The sequence below is a fragment of the Streptomyces sp. NPDC048523 genome (genome assembly GCF_043199815.1).
In the GTDB taxonomy this organism is placed as follows: Bacteria; Actinomycetota; Actinomycetes; order Streptomycetales; family Streptomycetaceae; genus Streptomyces.
This window is the reverse complement of the sequence record NZ_JBICWQ010000002.1, coordinates 1,339,239-1,355,426: the sequence shown is the minus strand read 5'-3', so window position 1 is coordinate 1,355,426 and position 16,188 is coordinate 1,339,239. Positions and strand designations below refer to the sequence as shown.

16 protein-coding genes are annotated in these 16,188 nt (G+C 71.3%); 11 read left to right on the top strand and 5 right to left on the bottom strand.

What is annotated here, in order from left to right:
• The first annotated feature begins 5 nt into the window (after positions 1-5).
• From hppD to nthA, 4 genes are read left to right on the top strand one after another with little or no spacing between them, the layout of a single operon-like run.
• Positions 6-1,151 (top strand): 4-hydroxyphenylpyruvate dioxygenase, encoded by a 1,146-nt coding sequence (hppD, locus tag ACGFWE_RS15255; RefSeq protein WP_393600144.1) that lies wholly within the window; start codon positions 6-8, stop codon positions 1,149-1,151.
• Between the two features lie 38 nt (positions 1,152-1,189).
• Positions 1,190-1,471: a hypothetical protein gene (locus tag ACGFWE_RS15250; RefSeq protein WP_352391162.1), complete on the top strand. Its 282-nt coding sequence runs from the start codon at positions 1,190-1,192 to the stop codon at positions 1,469-1,471.
• On the top strand, positions 1,464-1,763 hold the full coding sequence (locus tag ACGFWE_RS15245) for an SH3-like domain-containing protein (protein WP_393600143.1): 300 nt from the start codon (positions 1,464-1,466) through the stop codon (positions 1,761-1,763). The genes ACGFWE_RS15250 and ACGFWE_RS15245 overlap by 8 nt, the downstream gene beginning before the upstream one ends.
• Positions 1,750-2,337 (top strand): nitrile hydratase subunit alpha, encoded by a 588-nt coding sequence (gene nthA / locus ACGFWE_RS15240; RefSeq protein ID WP_352391164.1) that lies wholly within the window; start codon positions 1,750-1,752, stop codon positions 2,335-2,337. The genes ACGFWE_RS15245 and nthA overlap by 14 nt, the downstream gene beginning before the upstream one ends.
• Here the strand turns inward: nthA and ACGFWE_RS15235 are convergent.
• Complete coding sequence (locus ACGFWE_RS15235; RefSeq protein WP_393600142.1) at positions 2,315-3,796, bottom strand: tetratricopeptide repeat protein; 1,482 nt, start codon at positions 3,794-3,796, stop codon at positions 2,315-2,317. The two genes, nthA and ACGFWE_RS15235, sit on opposite strands and share 23 nt — an antisense overlap.
• Before the next feature lie 92 nt (positions 3,797-3,888).
• On the opposite strand from ACGFWE_RS15235, the gene ACGFWE_RS15230 reads away from it, so the two are divergent.
• The gene (locus tag ACGFWE_RS15230; protein WP_352391166.1) at positions 3,889-5,295 is read left to right on the top strand and encodes an FAD-linked oxidase C-terminal domain-containing protein; all 1,407 of its coding nucleotides are present in this window, start codon (positions 3,889-3,891) and stop codon (positions 5,293-5,295) included.
• Positions 5,296-5,378: 83 nt separating this feature from the next.
• Here the strand turns inward: ACGFWE_RS15230 and ACGFWE_RS15225 are convergent, their stop codons facing one another.
• Positions 5,379-5,858, bottom strand: a complete 480-nt coding sequence (locus ACGFWE_RS15225) for an SsgA family sporulation/cell division regulator (protein WP_393600141.1) — start codon at positions 5,856-5,858, stop codon at positions 5,379-5,381.
• A gap of 272 nt (positions 5,859-6,130) precedes the next feature.
• On the opposite strand from ACGFWE_RS15225, the gene ACGFWE_RS15220 reads away from it, so the two are divergent.
• Both ACGFWE_RS15220 and ACGFWE_RS15215 read left to right on the top strand, forming a co-directional pair.
• Positions 6,131-7,783 (top strand): RDD family protein, encoded by a 1,653-nt coding sequence (locus ACGFWE_RS15220; protein WP_393600140.1) that lies wholly within the window; start codon positions 6,131-6,133, stop codon positions 7,781-7,783.
• A gap of 89 nt (positions 7,784-7,872) precedes the next feature.
• Positions 7,873-8,499 carry an RDD family protein gene (locus ACGFWE_RS15215; RefSeq protein WP_352391169.1) on the top strand — a complete coding sequence of 209 codons (627 nt, stop codon included), beginning with the start codon at positions 7,873-7,875 and terminating at the stop codon, positions 8,497-8,499.
• Between the two features lie 1,036 nt (positions 8,500-9,535).
• On the opposite strand, the gene ACGFWE_RS15210 is transcribed toward ACGFWE_RS15215, so the two are convergent.
• A complete protein-coding gene (locus tag ACGFWE_RS15210; RefSeq protein WP_393600139.1) occupies positions 9,536-9,799 on the bottom strand; it encodes a hypothetical protein in 264 nt (87 codons plus the stop codon).
• Positions 9,800-10,136: 337 nt separating this feature from the next.
• Here ACGFWE_RS15210 and ACGFWE_RS15205 point away from each other — a divergent pair, with 337 nt between their 5' ends.
• Both ACGFWE_RS15205 and ACGFWE_RS15200 read left to right on the top strand, forming a co-directional pair.
• Positions 10,137-12,488 carry an immune inhibitor A domain-containing protein gene (locus tag ACGFWE_RS15205; RefSeq protein ID WP_393600138.1) on the top strand — a complete coding sequence of 784 codons (2,352 nt, stop codon included), beginning with the start codon at positions 10,137-10,139 and terminating at the stop codon, positions 12,486-12,488.
• A gap of 114 nt (positions 12,489-12,602) precedes the next feature.
• Positions 12,603-12,947, top strand: a complete 345-nt coding sequence (locus ACGFWE_RS15200; RefSeq protein WP_352391172.1) for a hypothetical protein — start codon at positions 12,603-12,605, stop codon at positions 12,945-12,947.
• Positions 12,948-12,967: 20 nt separating this feature from the next.
• Here the strand turns inward: ACGFWE_RS15200 and ACGFWE_RS15195 are convergent, their stop codons facing one another.
• Together ACGFWE_RS15195 and ACGFWE_RS15190 are read right to left on the bottom strand one after the other, a co-directional pair.
• Complete coding sequence (locus ACGFWE_RS15195) at positions 12,968-13,555, bottom strand: isochorismatase family protein (protein ID WP_352391173.1); 588 nt, start codon at positions 13,553-13,555, stop codon at positions 12,968-12,970.
• A gap of 108 nt (positions 13,556-13,663) precedes the next feature.
• A complete protein-coding gene (locus tag ACGFWE_RS15190; protein ID WP_393600137.1) occupies positions 13,664-15,010 on the bottom strand; it encodes a nicotinate phosphoribosyltransferase in 1,347 nt (448 codons plus the stop codon).
• A gap of 58 nt (positions 15,011-15,068) precedes the next feature.
• Between ACGFWE_RS15190 and clpS the strand changes: the two genes are divergently transcribed.
• The gene (clpS, locus tag ACGFWE_RS15185) at positions 15,069-15,386 is read left to right on the top strand and encodes an ATP-dependent Clp protease adapter ClpS (RefSeq protein WP_053848598.1); all 318 of its coding nucleotides are present in this window, start codon (positions 15,069-15,071) and stop codon (positions 15,384-15,386) included.
• A 12-nt stretch (positions 15,387-15,398) separates the two neighbouring features.
• Positions 15,399-16,001 (top strand): DUF2017 domain-containing protein, encoded by a 603-nt coding sequence (locus ACGFWE_RS15180; protein WP_393600136.1) that lies wholly within the window; start codon positions 15,399-15,401, stop codon positions 15,999-16,001.
• Positions 16,002-16,188: the final 187 nt, after the last annotated feature.

Sequence of the window (16,188 nt, the reverse complement as noted above, 5' to 3'; positions counted from 1 at the left end):
CGCACATGACGCAGACCACACACCACACTCCCGACACCGCCCGGCAGGCCGATCCCTTCCCGGTCAAGGGAATGGACGCGGTCGTCTTCGCCGTCGGCAACGCCAAGCAGGCGGCGCACTACTACTCGACCGCCTTCGGCATGCGGCTCGTGGCCTACTCCGGACCGGAGAACGGCAGCCGCGAGACCGCGAGCTATGTGCTGGAGAACGGCTCCGCCCGGTTCGTGTTCACCTCGGTCATCAAGGCCGCCACGCCCTGGGGTCACTTCCTCGCCCAGCACGTGGCTGAGCACGGCGACGGCGTGATCGACCTCGCCATCGAGGTCCCGGACGCCCGCCGCGCCTACGACTACGCACTCGAACACGGCGCCCGCTCGGTGGCCGAGCCGTACGAGCTGAAGGACGAGCACGGCACGGTCGTCCTCGCCGCGATCGCCACCTACGGCGAGACCCGCCACACCCTGGTCGAGCGCACCGGCTACGACGGCCCGTACCTGCCCGGCTTCGCCGCGGCCGCCCCGATCGTCGAGCCGCCCGCCCACCGCACCTTCCAGGCCGTCGACCACTGCGTCGGCAACGTCGAGCTCGGCCGGATGAACGAGTGGGTCGGCTTCTACAACAAGGTCATGGGCTTCACGAACATGAAGGAGTTCGTGGGCGACGACATCGCCACCGAGTACAGCGCGCTGATGTCGAAGGTGGTGGCCGACGGCACGCTCAAGGTGAAGTTCCCGATCAACGAGCCCGCCATCGCCAAGAAGAAGTCCCAGATCGACGAGTACCTGGAGTTCTACGGCGGCGCCGGCGTCCAGCACATCGCGCTGAACACCAACGACATCGTGCAGACCGTACGGACCATGCGGGCGGCCGGAGTCCAGTTCCTCGACACCCCCGACTCCTACTACGACACCCTCGGCGAGTGGGTGGGCGACACCCGGGTGCCGGTCGACACGCTCCGCGAGCTGAAGATCCTCGCGGACCGCGACGAGGACGGCTATCTGCTGCAGATCTTCACCAAGCCGGTCCAGGACAAGCCGACCGTGTTCTTCGAGATCATCGAGCGGCACGGCTCCATGGGCTTCGGCAAGGGCAACTTCAAGGCCCTGTTCGAGGCCATCGAGCGGGAGCAGGAGAAGCGGGGCAACCTCTAGCAAGCCCCCTTTCCGCGTAACGCTCGTAGGCTGGGCCCATGGCCAGGATCAACGACGTGGGCGGCACGCAGGGGTTCGGCGCGATCGACACCGCCGACGACGCCGAGCCCTTCCACGCCGACTGGGAGGCCCGGGTCGTCGGGCTCTACAACACCCTGCGCGCGCAAGGGGTGTTCAACACGAACGAGTTCCGGGACGCGATCGAGTCGATGCCGCCGGCCCAGTACCTGGCGGCGTCGTACTACGAGCGCTGGTTCACCGCGATCCGCGTCCTGCTCGAACGCAAGGGCGTGATCGAGCCGGGTGAGCTCGATGACTGAGGCGCCCCCCGACCGCTTCCCGCCCGGCACCCGGGTCCGCACCTACCGCCACGACCCGCCGCACCACACCCGCCTGCCCCGGTACGCGCGCGGCAAGCGGGGCGTGGTCGTCGAGCCGGAGGGCCCGGAGGAACTGGCCGACGTCAGCGCGCGGGGCCGGGGGGACGCGCCCGTCGAGCAGATCTACGCGGTCCGCTTCGAGGCTCGCGACCTCTGGGGCGAGGGCGACCACCACGTCGTACTGGACCTGTGGGAGAGCTACCTGGAGGAGGACCGCGATGACGAGCGGTGACCACCACACCGACGCGACGATCGCCCGGCGGGTACGGCGCCTGGAGACCCTCCTGGAGGAGAAGGGGCTGATCACCGGCGAGCGGCTTGACGAGGCGATCGACGCGTTCCTCGCCGCGTCCTCGCCGGCGAACGGGGCCCGGGTCGTGGCCCGCGCCTGGACCGACGACGCCTACCGGGCCCGGCTGCTCGCGGACGGCACGGCCGCCGTGCGGGAACTCGGCTACATGGAGGGCTCGTTCCAGCGCCTGCGGGTCGTGGAGAACACCGAGTCGCTCCACAACGTGGTCGTCTGCACCCTCTGCTCCTGCTACCCGCTCCGGCTCCTGGGCCCGTCTCCCAGCTGGTACAAGTCCGAGGCCTACCGCTCCCGCGTGGTCCGCGAACCGCGGGAGGTACTGCGGGAGTTCGGCCTGACCCTGCCCGACTCGACTCGGATCACGGTGTGGGACTCCAGCGCGGAGACCCGCTATCTGGTCCTGCCCCGCAGGCCCGAGGGTACGGAAGGGCTCGGCGAGCAGGAGCTGGCGGCGCTGGTGACGAGGAACGCCCTCATCGGTACGGCCGCGGTGTGACCGCCTTCGCGTCCATCGCCTCCGTGTCCACCGCCGGCACGCCCTCGTCCGGCACCTCCCCCAGCGCCGCCAACGCCTCCCGCGCCGCCCGCACCCGCGAGGGCGAGAACCAGGGGTTGATCTGGAGCGCCTCCCTCAGATGCCGGCGCGCCGGGGCGTACTGCCCCGCCTCCCGCTCGATCATGCCCAGGTGATAGGCGTACAGCGCGCTGCGCACCCCGCCCCCGTGCACCTTGTCCGTCGCGATCCGGGCGTACCGCAGGGCCTCCTTGTCCTGGCCCGCCCGGTGCAGCGCCCACCCCAGCGCGTCCGCCACCGCGATCCCCGGCTGCCGTAGCCACTCGGCCCGCAGGCGCCGTACCGCGGACGCCGGGTCACCGTGGTCCGCCTCGAACTGCCCGAGCACCAGCTCCTCGTCGGCCCCGTCCGCCGCGGCGCGTTCCACCACCGCCCGCAGCAGGTCGTACTGCACCCGGGCCGCCTGCCCCAGCCCCAGCCACTCGTACAACTCGCCCAGTTCCAGGGCGTACTGCGGAAGCGGCTGCTTCGCGAGGGCCATCCGGTAGGCGTTCAGGGCCTCCGTCGTGCGGCCCAGCGCCGCGAGGACCCGCCCCTGCCCGGCCTGCGCGGCCCGCTGGTCGGGGTCGATCCGGACGGCCTCCTGGAAGTGCCGCAACGCGTCCTCGCGGTCACCGCGCTCCCAGGCGAGCTGCCCGGCCCGCTCCAGATACGCGGCCCGCTCGGCCGGCGCCCGCGCCCCGGCCGCCGCGTCGGAGAGCTGGACCGCCGCGTCCTCGCGCCAGCCCCGGTCCCGGTACACGGCCGCCGCCCGGGCCATCACCGCCGGCCCCGACCGCAGCTCCGTCAGCCGCTCCAGCGCCGCACGGGCCGCCTTGTAGTCGCCGAGTCCCGTGTACGCGTCGATCAGCGCCGGATACGTCGTCCACCGCTTCGGCTCCAGCTTCCGCGCCGCCTCGCCCCAGGTCCGGGCGGTCCGGAAGTCGCGGCGCGCGTTCGCGAGGGTGGCCAGACCACCGAGGGCCGCCGCGTTCGCCCGCACCTTCAGGGACGTCCGCAGACTGACGTCGGCCTTGGCGTAGAACGTCGTGTCGGCCGTCCGCCGCCCCTGCTCGGCGTACGCCGTCCCGAGCACCGCCCACGACTCGGCGTCGTCCGGATGCCGGCGCAGATGGCTCTCCCGCTCACCGATCAGGGCCGCCAGATCGGGCAGCGCGGCCGGCACCCCGGCGGCGACCGCTGTCAGCGCCTGGGCCCCGGGCGCGGGCGCGGGAGCGCGGGTCGCCGTCCGCTCCGCGGGCAGCAGCGCCAGCACCGTACCGAGCACCGCGCAGCCGGCGACCGCGGCGATCACCAGACGCCCGTGCAGCCGGGCCCGCCGTTCCTCCGGGCGATCCCGCCGCCGCTCCTCCGGCCGGTCCTTGGTGGCTTGGTTCTCCATGGCGCTCACTGTGCGCCAGTACGACGAGCACACCCCGGCATGCGGCGGTTGCCGCTGGTGGGGTTCACACCGATGGCCCCCGGTGCGACGCTGTGATCATGAGCCGTATCGAAGCCCCCCGCGACGAGGTCACCGGCAACCTGGTGGACCGCCTGCTCACCGGTCTGCCCGCCGACGCCGTTCTCACCGACCCGGACGTCACGGTCTCCTACGCCAACGACATGGCGAGCTTCTGCCCGGCCGGCATCCCGGCCGTGGTCGTCCTGCCGCGTACGGCCGAACAGGTCCAGCACGTCATGCGCATCGCCACCGAACTGCGCGTCCCGGTCGTCCCCCAGGGCGCCCGCACGGGCCTGTCGGGCGCGGCCAACGCCTCCGACGGCTGCATCGTGCTCTCCCTGACGAAGATGGACCGGATCCTGGAGATCAACCCGGTCGACCGCATCGCCGTCGTCGAACCCGGCGTCATCAACGCGACCCTCTCCCGCGCGGTCAACGAACTCGGCCTCTACTACCCGCCGGACCCCTCCAGTTGGGAGATGTGCACGATCGGCGGCAACATCGGCACCGCGTCCGGCGGACTGTGCTGTGTGAAGTACGGGGTCACGGCGGAGTACGTCCTCGGACTGGACGTCGTCCTCGCCGACGGGCGGCTCATGTCCACCGGCCGCCGTACCGCCAAGGGGGTCGCCGGCTACGACCTGACTCGCCTGTTCGTGGGCTCCGAGGGCTCGCTCGGCATCGTCGTCCGGGCGGTCCTGGGGTTGCGGCCGAAGCCGCCCGAGCAACTGGTGCTGGCCGCCGAGTTCTCCTCCGGGGCCGCCGCCTGCGACGCGGTGTGCCGGATCATGGAGGGCGGGCACGTGCCGTCCCTCCTCGAACTGATGGACCGTACGACGGTCAAGGCCGTCAACGACCTGGCGCACATGGGACTCCCGGAGACCACCGAGGCCCTCCTCCTCGCGGCCTTCGACACCAGCGACCCGGCCGCGGACCTCGCCGCCGTCGGCGCCCTGTGCGAGGCGGCCGGTGCCACCCAGGTCGTCCCGGCCGACGACGCGGCCGAGTCGGAACTGCTGCTCCAGGCCCGCAGGCTCTCCCTCACCGCCCTCGAGGCCGTCAAGGGCACCACGATGATCGACGACGTGTGCGTGCCCCGCTCCCGGCTCGGCGAGCTGCTCGAAGGGACCGAGCGGATCGCCGACAAGCACCGGCTCACCATCGGTGTCGTCGCCCACGCGGGCGACGGCAACACCCACCCCACGGTCTGTTTCGACGCGGCCGACCCCGACGAGTCCCGGCGGGCCCGCGAGTCCTTCGACGAGATCATGGCCCTCGGCCTGGAGCTCGGCGGCACGATCACCGGGGAGCACGGGGTGGGCGTACTGAAGAAGGAGTGGCTGGCGCGCGAGATCGGCCCCGTGGGGGTGGAGATGCAGCGCGCGGTGAAGGGCGTCTTCGACCCGCTGGGGATCCTGAACCCCGGCAAGCTGTTCTGACTGTTCTTTGCGGCTGAACCGCCGCCGCTCTCGCGGACCTGGCTGGTCGCCGTTGTGGTTCCTCAATTGATGGTTGCAGTCGCTCACTCCCCTTCGTCCGCCGATGCGTCGCCTGGCCAGGGGTCGCCCAGCCAGAGGTCGTCGGCCGGGGTGGGGGCCAGCAGCTCGGCGAGGCCGTCGTCGATGCCGAGCTGCTCCCCCTCGGAGCCCGGGGGGACCGCCCTCAGCGTGCGCTCCAGCCAGGCCGCGACCTGCGCGGCCGGGGCCTCCAGGAGGGCGTCGCCGGCGGGGGAGCTCAGCGCCATCAGCACGACACTGCGCCCCGCGACCTTCGTCGGCCACACCCGCACGTCCCCGTGCCCGCACGGGCGGAACACCCCCTCCACGAGGAGTTCGCGGGCGAAGGTCCAGTGGACGGGGTGGTCCGAGCCGATGTGGAAGGTGACGTGGACGGCGAAGGGGTCGTCGCTGCGGTAGCCCAGCCGGGCCGGGACGGGAATGCTGCGCTCGGGCGACAGGATGAGTCGGAGGTCCAGTTCGCGCTCCACCACCGTGTGATGCATGTCGTTCGTTCCTCTCCCGGCTCTCGGCTCTTGGCTCTCGTCGGGTCCGCGGTGGGCCCGTACGAGTGGAGAGGGGTGGGGGGAGGGATCATTACGCGGGTTCGGCGAACTTTTTCCGCCGGTGCCACGTCCGGTACCACGCCCGCTGTCACGGCCGGTGTCAGTCGTGCCCAAAAGGGGTGGGTCCGGTGGGACTGGCGGTGGGTCTTGCGCCGGTCTGATAGATGTGGAGCCCCCTCTATTGACCCCCGAGCAGATACGGGACGACGGACATGAGCGCCCCAACCCCGGCACCCGGTGACGACAGGCCCCGCGAGGGCTACTACCCGGACCCGTCCATTCCTGGATATGTCCGTTACTGGAACGGTGCCTCCTGGGTGCCGGGCACCAGCCGTCCCGCCCCGGCGGCCGGTGAACCGCTCGCACCGCCGACCGGCGCCGGCTCCGAGCCGGGCCCGTCCCCGGTGGAGGAGACGGGCCCGCACTTCTTCGACGAGGACCCGGCCGAGGAACCCCCGCACCCCGACACCCAGCACGGCAGCCGCCCCGAACCCGCGTCCGCGTGGGCCGCCGACCGGGCCCACCAGGCGGGCTTCGGCGGCGAGCAGGACCGCCGGGTGTCGTGGGGATCCCCGCAGGCGGCCGCGCAGGCCCAGGGGATTCCGCACCAAGGGGCCCAGCAGGGGCCGCAGGGCGCTCAGCACGGCGCGCCGCAGACTCCGCGGGGCGCCGACCCGAGGGTGCCCGGTCCCGGGCGGCCGGCCCACGGTTCCGCCCCCGCCCAGCCGGAGGGCCACGCGGCCCGTACCGACGGCACGGCCACGATCCCGCCCGTCGAGCCGGACGAGGACGGCGGCACACGGGTCTTCCGCAGGCCCACGGCCGGGTCCGGGGGAGCGGGGGCGGCGGGGGGCGCCGGGGGCGCCCAGCAGTCCGACGACGACGGCACCATGAAGTTCCGCGCGGTCTCCCCGCGCACGGCGCAGCAGGGCGGGGGGCCCGGGGCGCAGAGCGGAAGCACACCCGGACCCGCGTACGCCGGCCCCGTCGCACAGGGCGGCCAGGGCGCCGGCGTCCAGCCCTCCGCGGCCGGTGTCTCCGCCGCTGCCGAGGCCCCGGGCTTCGGTGCCGGCAAGGCCGCCGCCGAGCGCGCCGCGGCGGCCGGAAACGTGGGGCCCCAGGGCCCCGCCTCCGCCCCGGCCCCGGCCCCGGGACCGTCGCCGCAGGGCGTCCCGCAGCAGGGCGGCGGCTCCCAGCAGGCCGTCGGAGCTCAGCCCGCCGCAGTTCAGCCCGCAGCCACTCCCATCAGCCCCGGCCCCGGTGGCGGTCAGCCCTCCTGGGCCCAGCAGGTGCACCGGCTCGCCGGGCCCGACGAGGAGCAGCCCGTCCCCTGGAAGCCGCCGGTCGAGGACATCTTCCAGGCGGCCGCCCGCCGCCAGGCCTCGGCCAGACCCGCGGGCCTCGGCAAGCGCCTGGCGGCGCGTCTGCTCGACACCCTCGTCGTCGGCGCGGTCACGGCCGTGGCCGCCGTCCCCCTCGGCACCAAGGCGGCCGACCACATCAACGAGAAGATCGACGCGGCCAAGCTCTCCGGCGAGACCGTGACGGTCTGGCTGCTGGACAGCACCACGTCGGTGTATCTCGGCATCGTGGTCGCCGTGCTCCTCGTCGCGGGGGTCCTGTACGAGGCGCTGCCCACCGCCAAGTGGGGCCGCACGCTCGGTAAGAAGCTGTTCGGCCTGGAGGTGCGGGACATCGAGGGCCACGAGCCCCCGTCCTTCGCCGGTGCCCTGCGCCGCTGGCTGGTTTACAGCGTGCCGGGTCTGCTCGGCATCGGTCTCGTGGGCGTCGCCTGGTGCCTGTTCGACCGGCCGTGGCGCCAGTGCTGGCACGACAAGGCGGCGCATACGTTCGTGGCGGGCTGAGCGGGTCCAGCGGACGTCGTACGGGATTCGGTACTCCGTACGGCCGCGCGCCGGATGCGGAGTCGGGGGGTTCGCGGTCGACTCGGGCCATGAGCAGTGAACCGCCCCCCGGCTCCGGCCAGCAGCCGCCGGATGACGACCCGTTGAGGAAGCAGCCCCCGCCCGCCGAGGGCTCGGGATCGCCGTACAGCACACCGCCGCCGTACGGCGGAAGTTCCTACGGCGGCGGTGACCCGTACGGCGGTGGTCCCGCCGACCCGCTCGCCGGCATGCCCCCACTGGCCCCCAGCGGCCGGCGCACGCTCGCCCGGATCATCGACATGATCATGGTGGGCATCGTCGTCTGGCTCATCACCTGGGGCTTCGGGGTGAGCGAGTTCGACGTGGACGGCGACGACATGCAGTACGGCAAGTCGCTCGCCCAGTCGGCGCTCGCCGCGGTGCTGTACATCGCCTACGACACGATCCTGATCACCCGGTCCGGGCAGACGCTCGGCAAGAAGTGGCTCGGGATGCGGGTGGCGAACCTCGACAACGGCTCCACGCCCACCGTACAGACCACGCTGATCCGCTCGGCGGTGCTGTGGATCCCGTTCGCGTTCTGCTGCGCCTGCATCTGGACCGCCATCTCGGGCGGCTGGAGCTACTTCGACAAGCCGTACAAGCAGGGCCTGCATGACAAGGCGGCGAAGACGGTGGTGGTCAACACGGGTTGAACCGGGCGGGGGCCGTTTCCTCCTGGGAAGCGTGCAGGTCGGCGGGACCGGGCTGCGAGCGCGGGTGTGCGGCGTGCCCTCACGGCGGGCACGTTCGCAGCGCCGAGCCGTTCCGGGCGGGAGCGCCCTGCTCGGTGAACGCGGTGTTCGGGCGGCTGTCTTGGAGCCCCTGGCCACGGCCCGGGGTGGTCGACGGGCTTGCTCTCCGCGATGACGCGGGCTTCGGCCGGCGAACGTCATTGGCGCTCGAGCCGATCTGGCCAACCCGGGGTCGAGGAGGAGCATCCGGCGCGGCAGACGCGCTCAGTGCCCCGACCCGCCCCGGTGATTCTGGCGGCGATCCCAAGCGCCCTGTTCGGGGGCGGCGGTCTTGGAGCGGGTGGCCGTGGCGGGTACCGGCTCTTCCGCCGGACTCGACGGGCTGGCTCTCGGCGCCGACGCGGCCTTTGGCCGGCGAACGCCATTGGCACTCAGGCCGCCCCGACGAACCCGGGGTCGAGGAGAAGTACTCGGCGCGGCGGACGGGATCGGTGCCTCAGCCGCTCACGACGAACCCGGGGACGAGGAGAGACACCCGGCGCGGCGGACGCGATCCGGGCCCCGGGCCGCCCTGGCGGAGCACCCGAGCCCGGGGTCGAGAAGAAGCACCCGGCGCGGCACACGGGATCGGTGCCTCAGCCGCTCACGACGAACCCGGGGACGAGAAGAAGCACCCGGCGCGGCGGACGCGATCCGGGCCCCGGGCCGCCCCGACAAAGCACCCCGCTCGCACCGACGGACCCGGGGTCGAGGAGAGACACCCGGCGCGGCGGACGCGATACGGGCCCGGGCTGCCCCGACAAAGCACCCGGCTCGCCCCGACGGACCCCGGGGTCGAGAAAAAGCACTCAGCGCGGCGGACGGGATCAGTGCCTCAGCCACTCACGACGAACCCGGGGTCGAGAAGAAGCACCCGGCGCGGCGGACGCGATCCGGGACGGCCCGCCCCGACGAACCCGGGAGGCGGCGCGGAACCCCTGCTCGGCGAACGCAGTGTTCAGGCGGCTGTCTTGGAGCTCGTGGCCGCCGCCGGGACCTGTTCCTGTGCCGCCGGGTGTTCGGCGGGCCTGTTCATCGCGACCACGCGGGGCTTCGGCTGGGGCACCGTCATGGCGACCAGCAGGCCGAGGGCGAGCGCCGAGACCGCGACGACCGCGGTCCCCACGGCCGAACTCGTCTGCGACAGCAGCAGCATGGCGAGCGTCGAGAAGATGACGGTGATCGAACCGTAGGCGATCTGTGCGGCAGTCGGACGAGGCATGGCAATCGTGTCCTCGGAATCGGGGGTCCACGGGGTGTGTCGGCCTGGCATTCCGCCGACATCCGGGCGTTCCGCCAATCGACTCTAATCGCCTGTTTGCCCGAGCGGAACGAACAGTAAGCGTGACCTAACCAACAGTGCCGGAGCACAGGGGGCGCACGGAGTCATGACGTCCATCAAGTGGACGGCCGTGCGCGCCTGTCGTGTTGCAGTCGTGTGTCCGCAATACGAACACCGGCTCCCAATAATGCACTTGTCGGGTCCAAGTCAAGATCTGTCTTTTCTCCCCAACCTTTAGTCAAATACGGGTCACTTGCCTGATAGGGGAGAGGTACAAGTGACGGACAGATCCTGGACGTTCAGGACGGCAGCGACAGTCGTGGCGATAGCCGCGGCCTCGGCCACGTTCTCCACGTTCGCCGTGGCGCAGGCCGCGGACAGCTCCACGAAGACTTCCGCGGCCGACCGGCGCGACCCGCAGCCGGCGAAGGCCAGGGAGCACGACTTCGACGGCCCGCTGACCAAGACCCAGGAGGCGCAGCGGAAGGAAGCGCTCGACCAGGTCATATCCGGGGACGCCGCGGTCAAGAACCGCAACGGCTCCCAGGTGGTCGAGCTCAAGAGCCGCAAGGGCGACAGCAAGTACGTCGAACTCGGCCGGGAGAAGACCGACAGGATCTTCACGATCCTGGTGGAGTTCGGCGACCAGGTCGACCCCCGCTACGGCGGCACGGCCGGCCCGCTGCACAACCGGATAGCCAAGCCGGACCGCAAGCAGAACAACAGCACGGCCTGGCAGGCGGACTACAACCAGGCGCACTTCCAGGACCTGTACTTCGGCACCGGCAAGAAGACCGAGTCGCTGAAGAAGTACTACGAGAAGCAGTCCTCGGGCCGCTACTCGGTCGAGGGTGAAGTGACCGACTGGGTCAAGGTCCCCTACAACGAGGCCCGTTACGGCTCCAACAAGGCGTCCACCGGCGCCTGGTACGCCGTGCAGGACGGCGTCAACGCCTGGGTCGCCCAGCGCGAGGCCGCGGGCGACACCGCCGCCGAGATCGCCGCGGAACTGGCCGAGTTCGACCAGTGGGACCGCTACGACTTCGACGGCGACGGCAACTTCAACGAGCCCGACGGCTACATCGACCACTTCCAGATCGTGCACGCCGGCGAGGACGAGTCCGCGGGCGGCGGCGCCCAGGGCGAGGACGCCATCTGGGCCCACCGCTGGTACGCCTTCGGCACCGACGCCGGCTCCACCGGCCCGGACACCAACAAGCTCGGCGGCACCCAGATCGGCGACACCGGCATCTGGGTCGGCGACTACACCATCCAGCCGGAGAACGGCGGACTCGGCGTCTTCGCCCACGAGTACGGCCACGACCTGGGCCTGCCCGACGAGTACGACACCTCCGGCGCCGGCGAGAACTCCACCGGCTTCTGGACGCTGATGTCCTCCGGCTCCTGGCTCGGCACCGGCAAGGACTCCATCGGCGACCTGCCCGGCGACATGAACGCCTGGGACAAGCTCCAACTGGGCTGGCTCGACTACGACGTGGCCAACGCGGGCAAGCGGTCCAGCCACAAGCTGGGCGTCGCGGAGTACAACACCAAGAACCCGCAGGCGCTCGTGGTCCAGCTGCCCAAGAAGACGGTCAGCACCCCCGTGGTCACCCCGGCACAGGGCGCCACCCAGTGGTGGAGCGGCAGCGGCAACGACCTGCGCAACACCCTGAGCCGCCCGCTCGACCTGACCGGCAAGTCCTCGGCGGCGCTGACCCTCGACGGCTGGTGGGACATCGAGCAGGACTACGACTACCTCTACACCGAGGTCTCCACCGACGGCTCCAACTGGACGCCCATCGACGGCACCCTGGCCGACGGCACCGCCATCCCGCGCGACGGCAGCGGCAAGCCGGCCCTCACCGGCTCGGTCGCCGCCCACCAGAAGCTGACCTTCCCGCTGAACGCCTACGCGGGCCAGAAGATCCAGCTGCGCTTCCGCTACCAGACCGACGGCGGGGCCGCCCTGAAGGGCTTCACGGCCGACGAGATCACGGTGACCGCCGACGGCGCGACCCTGTTCTCCGACAACGCCGAGACGGCGGACGCCGCCTGGACCGCGAACGGCTTCTCGCGCATCGGCGCCTCGATCACGGACGACTACGCGCAGTACTACCTCGCCGAGAACCGCCAATACGTGTCGTACGACAAGGTGTTGAAGGTCGGTCCGTACAACTACGGCTTCTCGACGACCCGTCCGGGCTGGGTGGAGCACTACGCCTACCAGAACGGCCTGTTGATCTGGAAGTGGGACACCTCCCAGGCGGACGACAACACCAGCCAGCACCCGGGTACGGGTCTGATCCTCCCGGTCGACTCCCACCCGACCGCCCTCAAGTGGTCCGACGGCACGCTGATGCGCAACCGCATCCAGGCCTACGACTCCACCTTCAGCTGGTACCCGACGGACTCGGTCACGCTCCACAACGCCGACGTCGCGACGAAGATCAAGTCCAAGCCCGGCGTCCCGGTCTTCGACGACGGCACGTCGAGCTACTACGACCCGTCGAACCCGTTCGCGGGCGTCAACATCACTGACACCGACACCCGGATCAAGATCGTCAAGGAGCCCAAGAACGGCTCGACGATCACGCTCCAGGTCGGACCTTCGGCCAAGAAGAAGTAAAAGCGCAGGTCACGAGCGTATCGGCGGCAACCCCTGGCGGGTTGCCGCCGATCGTGTTTAGGTGCGTCCTGTGGCTTCCTTATTGACACCGACGCACACGGGGGTGTGACCCGCATGGCCGCAGGAGGTTTCTGCAAGCTGCCGAACGGCAGGGTGGTGGTGGCGCTGAACCTGCCCCGCCCGCCCGCCGACGGCTACGGCAGTGTGCGGGTACTCGTCCACGCCCACAACCGGGCGCGCGCCCTGACCAGGCTGCGCAACCTGGGGCTGCGCGCGGTGTACCTGCGCGGCAACGGCGCGCCCCCGACCCCGGACGAGATCACCGCCGTACTGCACCATCCGGACGGGCTGATATGGCGTACCGCCCCTGACAACGCTGTCGTGGGCGGTCCCGAGCTCGCCCAGGAGCTGTGGCATCCGATCAGGTCACTGCTCAGGAGGCCGACAGCACCGGCCTGAGGCCGGGCCCGGGCCTGTTCCTAGACGACCGGCTTGCCGGACAGCTCCACGCCCGCCGCGCGCAGCTCCTCGATCGCCCGCTCGGTCGTCGCCTCGGCGACCCCGGCCGTGAGATCGAGGAGGACCTGCGTACGGAAGCCCTCCCGGGCCGCGTCCAGCGCCGTGGCCCGTACGCAGTGGTCCGTGGCGATCCCCACCACGTCCACCTCCGAGACCTCGCGGGCCCGCAGCCAGTCGGCCAGCGTCACGCCGTTCTCGTCGGCCCCCTCGAACCCGCTGTACGCCGCCGCGTACGCCCCCTTGTCGAAGACCGCGTCGATCGCCCCGGAGGCGACGGCCGGCGCGAAGTTCGGGTGGAACCCCACCCCCTCGGTCCCGGCGACGCAGTGCGCGGGCCAGGAGTGCACGAAGTCGGGGTTGTCGGCGAAGTGGCCGCCCGGTGCGATGTGGTGGTCGCGGGTGGCCACCACGTGCTGGTAGCCGGAGCCCGCCGCCTGCCCGATCAGCTCGGTGACGGCGGCGGCCACATCGGCCCCGCCGGCCACCGCGAGACTGCCTCCCTCGCAGAAGTCGTTCTGCACGTCGACGACGATCAAGGCGCGGCGCATGGTGGGTGTCCTTCGACTAAGAGTGAACTTACGAGCCTAGAGACTTCGGGGACCGTGCGGGAGGGGGCGTGGGCGGGCGCGTTCGGGACGACACCCGCCGGACAAGGCCTAGCTACCCGTGCGCCCGTGGACATACTCCGTCGGAATGACCGGCTCCCCGCGCGAGAGCTGCGTCGCCGACAGCGGCAGATTGGCCCGGGCGGCGGCATGCCGGTCCCGTACGACGTCCAGCGGCTCGCGGGCCACGACCTCGCCGCCCTTGACCAGCTCCACCAGCAGCTGCCGGTCCGTGAGCCCCGCCGGAACCGGCCCGGTGCCCACCACCTCGGCCTCCGCGAACCCCTCCGCGTCCAGCCGCCGGGCCGCCCACTTGCGGCCGCCGACCGAGGTCTTGCCCCCGGACGACTTCTTCGCGACCGGGATCAGCGGCGCCTTCGGATCGTCGGACTCGGCGCGCGCGACCAGCTTGTAGACCATCGAGGCGGTCGGGTGCCCGGAGCCGGTCACCAGCTGGGTGCCGACGCCGTACGCGTCCACCGGGGCCACGGCCAGCGAGGCGATGGCGTACTCGTCGAGGTCGGAGGTGACGATGATCCGCGTCCGCTCGGCGCCCAGCTCGTCCAGCTGCTGCCGCACCCGGTGCGCGACCAGGAGCAGGTCGCCGGAGTCGATGCGCACGGCCCCCAGCTCGGGCCCGGCGACCTCGACGGCCAGGCGGACGGCCTCCGTCACGTCGTAGGTGTCGACGAGCAGCGTGGTGCCCCGGCCCAGCGACTCCACCTGGGCCCGGAAGGCGTCCCGCTCGTGGTCGTGCAGCAGGGTGAAGGCGTGGGCGGAGGTGCCCACCGTGGGGATCCCGTAGCGGAAACCGGCCGCGAGGTCGGAGGTGGTGGTGAAACCGCCCACGTAGGCGGCGCGGGCGGCGGCCACGGCGGAGAGCTCGTGGGTGCGGCGGGCGCCCATCTCGATCAGCGGCCGGTCGCCCGCGGCCGAGGACATCCGGGAGGCGGCCGCGGCTATCGCGGAGTCGTGGTTGAGGATCGACAGGATCACGGTCTCCAGCAGCACGCACTCGGCGAAGGAGCCCTCCACCCGCAGGATCGGCGAGCCCGGGAAGTACACCTCGCCCTCCGGGTAGCCCCAGATGTCGCCGCCGAAGCGGTAGGTGGCGAGCCAGTCGAGGGTCTCCTCGTCGACGATGGAGCGCTCGCGCAGGAAGCCGAGGACATCGGCGTCGAAGCGGAAGTTCTCCACCGCGTCCAGCACCCGGCCGGTGCCCGCGACGACGCCGTAGCGCCGCCCCTCCGGCAGCCGCCGGGTGAAGACCTCGAAGACGCTGCGCCGTTCGGCGGTACCCGCCTTCAGCGCGGCCTGCAGCATCGTCAGCTCGTACTGGTCCGTGAAGAGCGCCGTCGAGGGAACATCCACCGGCAGCCCAAGGTCCGCTGTGTTCATAACAAGAGATGCTACCCCACTTCGCGTCAGTGTGACGATTTGTGGGGTGCGTGGCAGCATGGGCCGTGTGACGTCACCCGCTCCCGTAGAGATCGAACGCACCGAGTCGGCGGAAGAGGTCTTCGCCGTCCCCGAGCCGGACGTCCCCTGGGTCACCATCGTCCACAACGACCCGGTCAACCTCATGAGCTACGTGACCTACGTCTTCCAGACCTACTTCGGCTACTCGAAGGACAAGGCCACCAAACTGATGCTCGACGTCCACCACAAGGGCCGGGCGGTCGTCTCCAGCGGAACCCGCGAGGAGATGGAACGCGACGTGCAGGCCATGCACGGCTACGGTCTGTGGGCCACCCTCCAGCAGGACCGGAAGTAGCGACAGACCCTGATGCCCGGAACCTTCGAACCGCTCCCCGGCGGCGGCGCGGCCGTCGCCCTCGACGACGTCGAGATCTCCATCATCCGGTCGCTGGCCGTCCAGCTCCTGGAACTCATCGGCCCCGGACCCGCCGAGGACGCCTCCGGCGACCCGCTCGCGGAACTCTTCGCGGAGGGCCCGAGCGAGCCGCCCTCCGACCCGGTGCTCAAGCGGCTCTTCCCGGACGCCTACAGCGATCCGGAGGGCGCTCCCCGGGCCGAGAAGGCCGAGGAACAGCGGGAGTACTCCTCGGAGTTCCGCCGCTACACCGAGAACGACCTGCGGGTCGGCAAGCGCGACAACGCCCTCGCCGTGGTCCGCTCCCTGGACGCGCTGCGCTCCGCGGGCGACGGCGGGGCGGTCCTCAAGCTGTCGGCCGGTGAGTCCCAGCAGTGGCTCGGCACCCTCAACGACCTGCGCCTCGCGATCGGCTCCCGCCTCGACATCGCCGACGAGGAGGACACCGACCTGCTCTACCGGCTCCCGGACGAGGACCCCCGTAAGCCGATGGTGATGGCGTACCTGTGGCTGGGCGGCCTCCAGGAGACCCTCGTGACCACCCTTATGCCCTGAGATGTGACGGTTCTGTGTTCGCTCAGAGGACGCTCAAATCCGGATAACGATCACGTCACCGCACTGACGGCTTTCGTTCACCCGCATGTCCTTTGTCCGCTTCTCCCTGTGCTCTGTGCCACACAGCGCCCGGGTGATCAATGCGGCGGCCGTGATAAATCTTCACGACCGCCCGGCGAACACCACC

Coding starts and splice junctions, on each gene's coding strand:
- hppD (WP_393600144.1), top strand. CDS start 6: ATGACGCAGACCACACACCACACTCCCGACACCGCCCGGCAGGCCGAT.
- ACGFWE_RS15250 (WP_352391162.1), top strand. CDS start 1,190: ATGGCCAGGATCAACGACGTGGGCGGCACGCAGGGGTTCGGCGCGATC.
- ACGFWE_RS15245 (WP_393600143.1), top strand. CDS start 1,464: ATGACTGAGGCGCCCCCCGACCGCTTCCCGCCCGGCACCCGGGTCCGC.
- nthA (WP_352391164.1), top strand. CDS start 1,750: ATGACGAGCGGTGACCACCACACCGACGCGACGATCGCCCGGCGGGTA.
- ACGFWE_RS15235 (WP_393600142.1), bottom strand. CDS start 3,796: ATGGAGAACCAAGCCACCAAGGACCGGCCGGAGGAGCGGCGGCGGGAT.
- ACGFWE_RS15225 (WP_393600141.1), bottom strand. CDS start 5,858: ATGCATCACACGGTGGTGGAGCGCGAACTGGACCTCCGACTCATCCTG.
- ACGFWE_RS15220 (WP_393600140.1), top strand. CDS start 6,131: ATGAGCGCCCCAACCCCGGCACCCGGTGACGACAGGCCCCGCGAGGGC.
- ACGFWE_RS15215 (WP_352391169.1), top strand. CDS start 7,873: ATGAGCAGTGAACCGCCCCCCGGCTCCGGCCAGCAGCCGCCGGATGAC.
- ACGFWE_RS15210 (WP_393600139.1), bottom strand. CDS start 9,799: ATGCCTCGTCCGACTGCCGCACAGATCGCCTACGGTTCGATCACCGTC.
- ACGFWE_RS15200 (WP_352391172.1), top strand. CDS start 12,603: ATGGCCGCAGGAGGTTTCTGCAAGCTGCCGAACGGCAGGGTGGTGGTG.
- ACGFWE_RS15195 (WP_352391173.1), bottom strand. CDS start 13,555: ATGCGCCGCGCCTTGATCGTCGTCGACGTGCAGAACGACTTCTGCGAG.
- ACGFWE_RS15190 (WP_393600137.1), bottom strand. CDS start 15,010: ATGAACACAGCGGACCTTGGGCTGCCGGTGGATGTTCCCTCGACGGCG.
- clpS (WP_053848598.1), top strand. CDS start 15,069: ATGGGCCGTGTGACGTCACCCGCTCCCGTAGAGATCGAACGCACCGAG.
- ACGFWE_RS15180 (WP_393600136.1), top strand. CDS start 15,399: ATGCCCGGAACCTTCGAACCGCTCCCCGGCGGCGGCGCGGCCGTCGCC.